Annotated in this window: 10 protein-coding genes and 1 pseudogene; 2 read left to right on the forward strand and 9 right to left on the reverse strand. The window is 53.0% G+C overall.

Going from position 1 to position 11,513, the window contains the following annotated elements:
* Positions 1–96 precede the first annotated feature (96 nt).
* Both ilvN and ilvB read right to left on the reverse strand, forming a co-directional pair.
* Positions 97–627, reverse strand: a complete 531-nt coding sequence (ilvN, locus tag AC0YOA_RS02940) for an acetolactate synthase small subunit (protein ID WP_475785329.1) — start codon at positions 625–627, stop codon at positions 97–99.
* A complete protein-coding gene (ilvB, locus tag AC0YOA_RS02945) occupies positions 624–2,339 on the reverse strand; it encodes a biosynthetic-type acetolactate synthase large subunit (protein ID WP_475785789.1) in 1,716 nt (571 codons plus the stop codon). Before ilvB ends, ilvN begins: the two co-directional genes overlap by 4 nt.
* Positions 2,340–3,128: 789 nt before the next feature.
* On the opposite strand from ilvB, the gene AC0YOA_RS02950 reads away from it, so the two are divergent.
* Positions 3,129–3,926, forward strand: coding sequence for a polysaccharide deacetylase family protein (locus tag AC0YOA_RS02950; protein ID WP_475785330.1), 798 nt, complete (start codon positions 3,129–3,131; stop codon positions 3,924–3,926).
* Positions 3,927–4,043: 117 nt separating this feature from the next.
* Here AC0YOA_RS02950 and AC0YOA_RS02955 read toward each other — a convergent pair whose 3' ends face one another.
* The 5 genes and pseudogenes from AC0YOA_RS02955 to AC0YOA_RS02975 form a co-directional block, all read right to left on the reverse strand.
* Positions 4,044–4,526: an SRPBCC family protein gene (locus AC0YOA_RS02955; protein WP_475785331.1), complete on the reverse strand. Its 483-nt coding sequence runs from the start codon at positions 4,524–4,526 to the stop codon at positions 4,044–4,046.
* A complete protein-coding gene (locus tag AC0YOA_RS02960) occupies positions 4,527–4,844 on the reverse strand; it encodes an ArsR/SmtB family transcription factor (protein ID WP_475785332.1) in 318 nt (105 codons plus the stop codon).
* A 95-nt stretch (positions 4,845–4,939) separates the two neighbouring features.
* Positions 4,940–5,917: a peptide-methionine (S)-S-oxide reductase MsrA gene (gene msrA / locus AC0YOA_RS02965; RefSeq protein WP_475785333.1), complete on the reverse strand. Its 978-nt coding sequence runs from the start codon at positions 5,915–5,917 to the stop codon at positions 4,940–4,942.
* Positions 5,918–6,168: 251 nt separating this feature from the next.
* Positions 6,169–6,981, reverse strand: a complete 813-nt coding sequence (locus AC0YOA_RS02970) for a TolB family protein (RefSeq protein ID WP_379112623.1) — start codon at positions 6,979–6,981, stop codon at positions 6,169–6,171.
* Positions 6,982–7,218: 237 nt separating this feature from the next.
* Positions 7,219–7,356: pseudogene (locus AC0YOA_RS02975) on the reverse strand (EamA family transporter); the annotation flags it as partial.
* A gap of 153 nt (positions 7,357–7,509) precedes the next feature.
* Here AC0YOA_RS02975 and AC0YOA_RS02980 point away from each other — a divergent pair.
* Positions 7,510–8,865 carry an aminotransferase-like domain-containing protein gene (locus tag AC0YOA_RS02980; protein WP_475785334.1) on the forward strand — a complete coding sequence of 452 codons (1,356 nt, stop codon included), beginning with the start codon at positions 7,510–7,512 and terminating at the stop codon, positions 8,863–8,865.
* A gap of 52 nt (positions 8,866–8,917) precedes the next feature.
* On the opposite strand, the gene AC0YOA_RS02985 is transcribed toward AC0YOA_RS02980, so the two are convergent.
* Together AC0YOA_RS02985 and nagA are read right to left on the reverse strand one after the other, a co-directional pair.
* A complete protein-coding gene (locus AC0YOA_RS02985) occupies positions 8,918–9,994 on the reverse strand; it encodes an NAD(P)H-dependent flavin oxidoreductase (RefSeq protein WP_475785335.1) in 1,077 nt (358 codons plus the stop codon).
* Positions 9,995–10,215: 221 nt separating this feature from the next.
* Positions 10,216–11,421 carry an N-acetylglucosamine-6-phosphate deacetylase gene (nagA, locus tag AC0YOA_RS02990; protein WP_475785790.1) on the reverse strand — a complete coding sequence of 402 codons (1,206 nt, stop codon included), beginning with the start codon at positions 11,419–11,421 and terminating at the stop codon, positions 10,216–10,218.
* Positions 11,422–11,513 lie beyond the last annotated feature (92 nt).

An 11,513-nucleotide genomic window follows, 5' to 3' on the forward strand; every position in this document is an offset into this window, starting at 1 on the left:
GGATAGCGAACATTTTATACACTTGCAGCCCGGCAAAAAAATAAATCCTACCCTTGCAAGGGATAGGATTTATGTTCCTCCGGCAGATTGCGGACATCATACTGCGTCTGCCGCTTGGCTGCTCCGGCTTAACTGCGTCTCAAACGGGATTTCGCGCGTCATGGCGGTCGTGCCGGTACGCGATATTTCCATAACTCCATAGGGCTCAAGGAGCTTCAGGATCGCATTGATTTTGTCGGTTTCGCCTACGGCCTGAATGATCATGCTGTGATGACCAATATCCACGAGAGATGCCCGAAAAGCCGAGACAACACCCATAATCTCCGGACGCAGCGGCGGTTCCGCCCTGATCTGGATCAAGGCAAGCTCCCTGGCAACCATAGGACTTGCACTCAGAGGAACAACCCGAATGACATCAATCAGCTTGTTCAGTTGTTTTTCCACCTGCTCGACCGTTCTTTCGTCGCCTGTTGTCCTAATAATCATCCGCGATAAGCCGCTCTCTTCGCTGCTCCCCACAGTGATGCTGTCGATGTTGAAGCCGCGTCGGCCGAACAACCCACAAACGCGCTGCAGTACACCCGGCTGGTCATGAACCAGTATGGAAATTGTGTGCTGTTCATTCATTGGAATTCCCCCATTACCATTTGATCTAACGCCGTTCCGCTGAAAACCATGGGATAAACCTTCTCTTCCTTCGGAACCACAAATTCGACAAGTACCGGACCGGGCGTTTCCAGCGCCTCCTGCCAGACGCGGGCGGAATCAGCCTTGGTCTCTGCCCTCAGCCCCTTGATTCCATAGGCTTCTGCCAGCTTGACAAAGTCCGGACTTCCCGCAAGCTCGATGTGGCTGAAGCGCTGTTCGTAAATCAGTTCCTGCCACTGCTTGACCATCCCGAGTACCTGGTTGTTGATAACCACGATTTTCACAGGGATCTGGTGGATTGCGCATACGGCCATCTCCTGCGCGCACATCTGCATTCCGCCATCCCCGTTAATGGAAATGACCAGTCTGTCCGGATTGCCGATCTGCGCGCCCATTGCAGACGGAAAACCGAATCCCATGGTGCCGAGTCCCCCTGAAGTAAGCAGTGAACGCGGCTGCTCGAATTTGTAGAACTGTGCAGTCCACATCTGGTGCTGCCCGACATCCGTCGTAATGATGGCTTCGCCGTCCGTTGTGCCGCTGATCATTTCAATGACATATTGCGGCTTCAATTCCGTTCCGGAATCGTCGTAGCGCAGCGGATAAGCCGCTTTGTTATGCAGCATTTCCCTGATCCAGCTGTCTGACCGGGCAGGCTTGGCTTCCGGTATGGCATAAGCCAATACAGCTTTAATATCGCCTACACATGAAAGCTCCGTGTGTACGTTCTTGCCAATTTCGGCGGGATCGATATCGATATGGGCAATTTTTTTGGCCTGCGGAGCGAAGCCTTCTATCTTCATCGTGATCCGGTCGTCGAACCGTGAACCGATAGAGATAATCAGGTCGGCCTGCTGGATCGCCATATTCGCCGTGTAGGTGCCATGCATGCCCGGCATGCCCATACACAGCTCATGGGAGCTTGGAAATCCGCCCAATCCAAGCAGCGTGGTGGCTACCGGAATCCGCGTTTTCTCCACGAATTCCAGCAGTTCCCTGGATGCATCGGAATAAATAACCCCGCCGCCTGCGATAATGACCGGCTTCTCGGATTCGGCAATAGCCTGGATAATCGAATGGATTTCCGCCGGATTAAGGGCTGGTTCCGGATGGTAACCGCGCAGATGTATGCGCTCAACCGGCTGTGCGGTTATTTGCTGATTGGATACGTCCTTCGGAATATCGATCAGCACCGGTCCCTTTCTTCCGGTGCCCGCCAGATAAAAGGCTTCCTTGATGATGCGCGGCAGGTCGTTGGCGTCCCGGACCAGGTAACTGTGCTTGGTAACCGGCATTGTGATGCTTACGATATCCGCTTCCTGAAAAGCATCCGTACCCATCACGGTTGTGGGAACATTGCCTGTAAGGATAACGAGAGGAACCGAATCCATATAGGCGGTGGCGATTCCCGTCACCAGATTTGTCGCTCCCGGACCCGATGTGGCGATGCACACCCCTACCTTCCCGGTTGACCGGGCATAACCGTCCGCAGCATGGATCGCCCCCTGCTCATGGCGGGTCAGCAGATGCTTAAAGTCCGGATTGCCAACCATCGCGTCATAGATGTAGAGGACGTTGCCACCCGGATAGCCGAATACGCATTCGACACCTTCGCTCAGCAGGCCGCGCAAGAGAGCCTCCGATCCGGTTATCGGGTTCTCTGTCTGCTTCTCCGTGTGACTCGCGGACATTGTCGCCGCTAACAATTTTCCCATAGTGATCTCCTCCTCCGAATATAAAAACCCCTTTCATCCCAAGCCAGGCAGATCTGCTGCCGGTTTGAAGGGACGAAAGGGGTTGATTTTCGCGGTACCACCCTGATTTGCCGAAGATCTTGCGATTCTTCAGCCTCATGAGGCAAGGAGTGCTTGCCTCCAGCACGGTAACGTGTGCCATTCCGTTCGAGCCTACTCACCGGTCCTATTGTGCGGGCCTTCGGTTTTCGGTCAAAAGCTCCAAGAGGACATCATACCAAGGATTATGGCAAAGGTCTCAGCTTTCCCTCTGCTCTCTGGACATAAGCGCCTTCGTACTTTTTTCTCTTCATCGCCTGCCTGAATATATAAAAACCCCTCTCATCCCACCCTGGCAGACCTGCTGCCGGGTTAAAGGGACGAAAGGGGTTGATTTTCGCGGTACCACCCTGATTTGCCGAAGATCTTGCGATTCTTCAGCCTCATGAGGCAAGGAATCCTTGCCTTCAGCACGATATCGTGTGCCATTCCGTTCGAGTCTACACGCCTGAACCAACAAGGCTCCGGTTTTCGGTCAAAAGCTCCGAGAGGACATCGTACCAAGGATTATGGCAAAGGTTTCAGCTTTCCCTCTGCTCTCTGGACATAAGCGCCTTCGTACTTTTTTCTCTTCAACGCCTGAAATATTTGATGTTTTTTATAATAACACAGAGACAAGAAGAATTTCAAACCAAATTTTTTCATGTTATAGTGATCCTATATGAGCATAATCGGAGGAATGCGACGGTGAGAATCACCATGGGAAGACTAACGCTTACTGCTGCCGTCTTTTTGTTTTCCTTTACCCTGTTTACGGTCAAGGATATGTTCTGGTTCACCGGGGGCCATGCCTTTGCATCCGGCCCGCTGGCCGATGAATTTACCATTCCGGTTCTGACTTATCATTCCATTGCGGATCATCCCCATAATGCCTATGTCACCACGCCTGCGAAATTTCAGGAGGAAATGAAATATCTGCATGATCATCATTACCAAACCATCAATCTGGCCCAGTTCTCCGTGTTGATGGAACAGAAGAAAGCCGTGAAGGCGAACCTTGTGCTGATCACATTTGACGACGGATATGCCAATGCGTACCAGACAGCCTTTCCGATTTTGCAGAAATACGGCTTCACGGCTGTGGCATTCGTCATAACCGATTGGCTCGGCGGCCATGATTTCATGAGCTGGCAGCAGGCCGGGGATCTTCAGTTGGCGGGTTGGGACATCATGCCCCATTCCCGTACTCACCCGCAGCTGCCTCTGCTGTCACCGCAGCGGCAGCTCGATGAGATCTCAGGCTCCCGGGCGACCATCGAAGAAAAGCTCGGGAGCACGGCGAGCGCTTTCGCATACCCTTACGGGCACCGCAGCAAAACTACGATGGAGCTGCTGCAAAAAGCGGGATATTCCTATGCTTTTTCGTTCGATAACGGCCTGACGACATCGAATCAGAACCCGTTGTCCCTGAAACGGCTGGTCATCTCCAGAAGCGAAAGCATGCGGCAGTTCATCGATCAGCTTCATACCCGCCAAGCAGATTGAATGGATCAAAAGTCTGGTGAAAAATGGGCTGCACATGTGAAACCGTCTTCACAAAAACAAGGGAAGCTCCCGCAATGCTGGCAGCTTCCCTTGTTTTCGCTGCTATGCCACGGCGACTCACTGATGGGTCAGGTTCCCGATGGCAGCAGCATATTTCTCATACCATGTCTTCCAGTAGTCGTGTCTGTTCTCTACAGTGCGGCCTTCCAGAAGCGCTTCGATCACATCCAGACAGACATGCCAGCCGGCAAGATCCCTTGGCGTATGATCGGTCAGCTTGTTAATCTTCTCAATCATGACGAGCCGGCAGCCATCCGCTTCGGGATACAGCTCGAAGCGGACTCGGTCCTCTCCCCAGGTATACTCCAGCACGGAATGCATTTTCAGTTCAAGAATGCTCATTTCCTCGAACGTGCCGTCCTGCATGTCGAATTTAATGATCCCGCCCTCCCGCAAATCTTCAACACTCAGCTCGGAAAACCATTTGGCCAGCTTCTCATTCTCCGTTAAATAGGACCATACCTTCTGTGCGGAATGCTTGAGCCGGCGCTCATATCGGGCTGTATAGCCATATTCGGTTTGCTGTATGACAGCTAACATTTACAACTCCTCCTCCTCGTCCAAATGCCTTACCAGGTCGTCCAGTTTAGTGGACCAAAACTGACGGTACGGCTCCAGCCAATTGTCGATTTCCGCAAGAGGCTGCGCGCTCAGGATGTACAGATGCTTCCGCGCGTCTTTGCGTACGGACACGAGACCGGCGTCCCGCAAAATCCGCAAATGCTTGGATACGCCGGGTTGACTAAGGGATGACAAAGCGACCAGCTCTCCGACCGAACGCTCCTTGACCCGCAGGTAGTCGAGAATCGTTCTCCGGTTCGGTTCGGCCAATATTTCAAACAGATTATCCGTTTTCATGTCTATATATTACTATACGGTTATATTTCCGTAAAGTTATATTTCTTACGGGTTATATTTCGACGCAGATATACCAGGTTTATTTGTCGCAGATATCAGGACTCGTTCGTAGTAAATAACTTTACATAACGGCCGTACCCCTCCTGCTCCAACATCTCTTTGGGAACGAAACGCAGAGAAGCGGAACTCAGCCGGTAATGCAATCTCGTGGGCCCCGGGCCGTCGTTGAACAGGTGGCCCAGATGGGAATTGGACAAGCGGCTTCGTACTGCCGTTCGTACCTGCCCGCTGCTTAAATCCCCCTCCCTGCGGATAAAGCCTTCTTCAATTGGCTTGAAGAAGCTGGGATATCCGGTAGCAGAATCGAATTTATCCAGTGAGCTGAACAGCGGGTCGCCGTTAATGATATCCACATACAGCCCTTCCCGGTCATTGTCCCAGTATTCATTCCGGTAGGCGGGCTCGGCTGCCCCGTTCTGGGTGACATCGTATTGCAGCGCAGTCAGCTGCTTGCGCAGCTGCTTCTTATCCTTCGCGGTATTCCAGTTATGCAGGGCAAAATCATCCCGGCCCGAATATTTCCGGTACATATTATAATCCACATGATGGTATTTGTAATAATCCTGATGGTACTCCTCAGCTGGGTAAAACGGTCCTGCGGTCACAATTTCCGTCACGATTGGACCTTTGAACCGGCCGCTTGCCTTCAGTGCCCGCTTGGAGGCTTCCGCCTTCTCCCGCTGCTCCTCGTCATGGACAAATATCGCCGTCCGGTATGAATAACCGCGGTCATGAAATTGTCCGCCCTTGTCAGTAGGATCGATTTGCTGCCAGAACAGCTCCAATAGCCGTTCGTAGGGGAAAATATCCGGCTGAAACGTAATTTGCACCGCTTCGGCATGTCCTGTCGTTTCGGTGCATACCTCTTCGTAGGTCGGATTCACGGTATGACCGCCCGTATAGCCGGAAATAATCGAGACAATGCCCGGCAGCTCATCAAACGGCTTCACCATGTACCAGAAGCAGCCGCCTGCGAATGTGGCGAGCCGCTCCTTCTTGTCTGTTACTTTCAATAGATTCACACCTTCAATCTTACCGGGTTGTTTTGCGGCAATAGCCCACAGTTTACTTTAGTATACCTTAAGAACAGATAACGAATCATCACAAGCACAGAGAAGAATCGTTGACGTGCCCCGCCGCCGCCGTTTTTCGCACTCCTGTGGGACAGTCCATTGCGCGGCACGATGCATCCGATGATATCGAAAACAATAAAAAGGCCTCCGATAAACGGAAGCCTCTTTGTTGTTTGTTGCTGTTTGCATCTTTAGTCCTTCAGCCGGTAGCTTACAAATGCAAGCTGCTGGCTGTCGGGCGACCAGGAGTTGACATTGAGCGTGCCTTGTCCACCGAACAGGCTGACCAGCGTGCTGAATTCGCCGCCATCGCTTGACATCAGCCGGATCTCGACGTCCTTGTTCGCGGGGTGATCGCCTGGAGCGACGTCGCCCTTGCGGTAGGCTATAAAAGCAACCGATTTGCCATCGGGCGATACATGCGGGAACCAGTTGTTGCTTTCATCAAAGGTCATTTGCGTCTGCTCGCTGCCATCGGCCTTCATGCGCCATACCTGCATAAGTCCGGAACGCACCGAGTTGAACCAGATATGCTGGCCGTCCGGTGAATATTCCGGTCCGTCATCAAGTCCGGGAAGATCGGTCAGCTGCGTCTCAACGCCGCCAATCCGCGGAATGGTGAAGATGTCGTATTGACCGTTGCGTTCCGCGCAATAGGCCAATGTTTCGCCATCCGGCGACCAGCCGTGCAGGTAACTCGGTGCCATTGGAGTAATCAGCTCCGGAGCGCCGCCCGCAAGCGGGAACACATAAATGCGGGATTGACCATCCTCGCGCGTATGGTGGCTGACCGCGATTTGGGAATCATCGGGAGAAAGCACATGATCATTATTGCAGTGCGAGGCGTAGCCCGATTCGATCTCCGTGCTTTCGCCAGAGGCGATGTCGTAAGAATGGATGCGTCCAAAACTGTTGTAAATAAGCCGCTTGTTGTCGCGTGTCCAGTTGGGGGCTTCGATGAGATAATCAAACTGAGCCAGGACCGTACGCTCGCCTGTCTGCACATCTATTGTCTCCAGGAGGCTGATGACATCACGGGAATAAAATTCGTTGGGCTTCTTTAATGTGTTAATGATAGTTCTCCCCTTCCGGTATTAGAAACAATACCAGTATAATACGAAATGCTGCGGAATTGAAATAGCAGCCAGGGGATGTGAACACTTATCAAGTCTGACGCCCTGCAAATAAGGCCCCATTCAGTTTACCGCAGGCTTTCTTGAAGTTTTGGTAAAAAAGCAAGCGAAGGAAAGTGTAAAACGGAAAGCAAGCGTGTCGATGGGGTTCGCGAATGGCAAAGCCAATTTCGTAAACAAGAAGGAAAATCCGATGATGAACGCGTATAAGAATGCGAGCAGATAGGGTGTTTTTGTTCCGTGCATGTTATAATCTCTTCCTTCCCGATTGTCTGATTGCGTCTCATCAAGGCCGGCCGGCTTATGATTTCTTTCAAGCAAAAGGCTTACTCATATGGCTCATCAATCCAAACAAGGTCAAGCTGTACCGGTACAGCTATCGCTCAGGAAGGAGTTCCTATGAAAAAATATATTCAAATCATGAACGACATCGAGCGGCGGATTGAAGAAGGAGCAATTCGCGGAGGCGGGAAAATCCCCTCGATCCGCGAGCTGTCCGAACATTATTCATGCAGCAAAAGCACGGTGATTCGGGCCTACACGGAGCTTGAGAAACGCCATATCGTGTATTCCATACCGCAGAGCGGCTATTATGCGGTTCAGAAGAAAACCGGACTGGAGCAGGCGCCGGGGCAGCCAGTCATCGATTTCTCCTCGGCGGCGCCCGATCCCGAGCTGTTCCCCTATCTGGATTTTCAGCATTGCCTCAACACGGCAATCGACAGATACCGGACCGATTTGTTCACCTACGGAACCGCTCAAGGCCTCCCTTCGCTGCTTCATGTGCTGATCCGGCATCTGGCGGACTATCAGGTCTTTACCCGGCCGGAGCATCTCATGATCACATCGGGCGTTCAGCAGGCGCTGGCCATTCTGACCACGATGCCCTTCCCGAGCGGTCGGGATACCGTGCTGCTGGAGCAGCCCAGCTACCATCTGTTCGTCCGGCTGCTGAATTGCTACGGCATCCCAGCCCGGGGGATTACAAGAACGGAGAAGGGCATTGATCTGAATGAACTGGAGCAATTGTTCCAAACCGGCAGCATCAAGCTGTTTTATACGATTCCCCGGTTTCATAACCCGCTGGGCACCTCGTATACGGAGGATACCAAAAAAGCGATTGCCGGGCTGGCCAAACGCTATGATGTCTATATTGTCGAAGACGATTATTTGGCGGATCTGGAGACGAACAGCAAATCCGATCCTATCTTTGCTTATGGCCCGTCCCATGTCATCTATTTGAAAAGCTATTCGAAAATACTGTTTCCCGGGCTCAGGGTTGGCGTGGCTGTCCTTCCTCCCTCGCTTCAGCCCATCTTCAGCTCGTATAAGCAGCTGTCCGATATCGACAGCGCGATGCTCTCGCAGGCCGCTCTGGAAATCTATATCCAAAGCGGCATGTTCGAGCGGCGCAAGCAGCGGATCGTCGCTACCTACCACAACCGGATGCTGCAGTTGAACCGCGCGCTTGCCCTTTACAATGATATGGACGATATCCGCCCTGTCCCGGTTCAAACTGGCGTTCATACTCATATTCTCCTGCCGGATGAGCTGCAGATTCCAACTCTGCTGAACCGGCTTGGCAAGCAGCAAATAATACTGAAGGCATTGGATGAGTCTTATTTGGACAACTATGCGATACGGCCAATGCTGAAGCTGAGTATAACGCAGGTCCGGGAGGAGCAGATCGAGGAAGGCGTGAGCCTGATTTTCGACGAAATCAAAAGAATGAGAGGCATGCGGACGTGGCGCTGATCCGCTCTCTGCCTGCTTGCCTCTCCAGTTGTGAAAGCTGGTCCATCTTGAATCAGGACAATATCGCCAGAGCCTGGCGGACCGTCTCAGCCACGATGTCCGCCGCTTTCTGTCCCGAGGTCAGCATTCTGGTGCCCTGACCGGCCCACAAGGACATATACTGCGCATTGCTCCCCCGCTGAGCGGCATTTCTGATATCCCGCGTCGCCGTATTTTGCGTTGGGAATGGAAGAGGCTCCAACCCGCCCGTATCCCATTGTGCGATAAAGTCATTGCGAATGCCCCTTGCCGGACGCCCTGAGAACACCTTCGTGATGACGGTGCTCTCCTCCGTGCTTGCCAGCAGAGCCTGTTGGTAGGAGGCATGTGCTCCCGATTCAACCGCCGTCAGAAACCGCGTACCCATCTGCACGCCCTGCGCGCCAAGCACAAGGGCGGCGGCCACTCCCCGGCCATCCATGATGCCGCCGGCGGCAATGACCGGAACCCCCACGCGATCCACAATCTGCGGAACCAGAGCGAATGTTCCAATATTCGCTCCTGAAGGGTGCTGCGAGACGTCAAATGTCCCCCGATGCCCGCCCGCTTCGCTCCCTTGGGCAACAACGGCATCGCAGCCTGACTGTTCTGCCAGGACAGCTTCTTCTACAGTCGTCACCATTGTGATCACCCGGAGACCAGCCGACTTGGCCTGCCGCATGTATTCAGGAGGAAGAACGCCAAACGCCGTGCTGATGACAGGCACTTTCTCCTCCAGCAGTACCGCCAGCTGTTCCCGGAACAAATTCGGTGTGAGCACCGGCCCATCCTCTGCAAGGGGAATGCCAAGCTTGTCCCGCAGCAAATTGAGCTGCTGCTGGGCTTCTCGAATTCTCGTATTATCATCACGGGCCTCAATGGCAAACAAATTGACAGCAAACGGCAAATCCGTCAGCTCACGAATTTCCTGAATCGCCTTGCGGATTGCTGCAGGCTCCATATAAGCGGCTCCAAGCGTACCCAGTCCCCCTGCGGCAGAAACGGCGGCCGTTAATTTCACAGTTGACGGTCCCCCTGCCATGCCCGCCAGAAAAATCGGGTAACGGATTTGAAACAGCCCGCAAACAGATGTCTCCAGTTGAATGCCCATCCTCTTTCACCTCATGCTCTCTTGGCTCGTTGCAGAACCTGATATTGACAGAATTATTATAGCATCAGACATGTCCTGCGATCCAAAAGCCGGCCGGCGAAGTCAGCCTGCCGCTTGAGAATTCCGGTGATTAGCAGGCGGAGCATGGGAACCGGTTATTCACAGGCCTGCCGTGAAAAAGAAAACAGCCGCCTTCCGTAGCGGCTGTTCCTCTGTTTCCGTTATTCCGGCACTTCGCTGCTGCCGGTCTCCTTCAGAGCCGCATCGCCGCCCTTTGAACGGCGATATACGATTTTTCCGTCAATAATGGTCCACAGGACCTCGAATTGTTCATTCAGCAGGACGAGGTCCGCATCCATGCCTGGCGCAATCCTCCCTTTCCGGGACAAGCCAAGCACGTTCGCCGGCGTCTCTGTCGCCATGAGAACAGCGTCGTTCAAAGGAATCCCGGCACGCACGGTTTTGGCCAAAGCCATATTCATCGTCACTGTACTGGATGCAAGCGTCCCGTCCTCCAGCTTGGCGACGCCCTGCGTGACTGTCACCTTATGGCCGCCGAATAGGTATGTTCCGTCTCCCATTCCCATCGCCTGCAGGGCATCGGTAATCAGAACCATCTTATCCGCCCCCTTCTCACGGTAAAGCATGCGTACAATAGCCGGATGAAGATGCACATCATCGACTATGGCCTGGACGCTGACATGATTTTCTTCAAAAGCCGCGACGATCATCCCGGGATCCCGGTGATGAATCGGGCGCATGCCGTTGAAGCAATGCGTCACATGGCTGGCTCCGCTTTGAAACGCCTGTTTGGCCTCCTCATAGGTTGCGTCCGAATGCGCCACAGATACGATAATGCCGCGAGCTTTGAGAAAAGCGACCATTTCAAGTCCTCCTGGAAGCTCTGGAGCCAGGGTCACCATACGTATTAAGGATCCCGCGTTCTGCAGAATCGCCTTCATTTCATCCAGATCCGGATGGCGCAAAAACTGTTCATTTTGCATGCCTTTGCGCTTCACGTTCAGAAAGGGCCCTTCAATATGCATGCCTGCGATTCTCGCTCCGCTCTCGCGTCCCTTGACCCTGGAAACACTGGAGATCATGCCAAAGAGGCTCTCCAGAGACGAGGATACGGAGGTAGCAAGGAAGGAGGTGCAGCCCGTTCTGGCGCAAGCCTCGGACACCGCCTCGACGCTTCGGATTGTGCCGTCCATCATATCGAAGCCATCGGCTCCGTGGATATGCACATCAATCATTCCCGGGATAAGCAGCTGGCCATTACCGTCAATTTCCACATCCGCTTTGTAACCGCCAGGTACCATATCTCTATCAACAGCTGTTATTTGCCCATCGCGAATAAGAACATTTCCGGGCGTCGGCTCATCACTGCCTGCCAAACGCACGTTCCGAATCAAAGTAACCGTCATCATCTCTTGGCTCCTTAGAACATTATTTTATAATCGCATCACGGCGCATCTTATCCCGGGATACTTTCCATCTTATCAAATAATGCCAATGG

This window comes from Paenibacillus sp. JT22N12 (genome assembly GCF_056269365.1).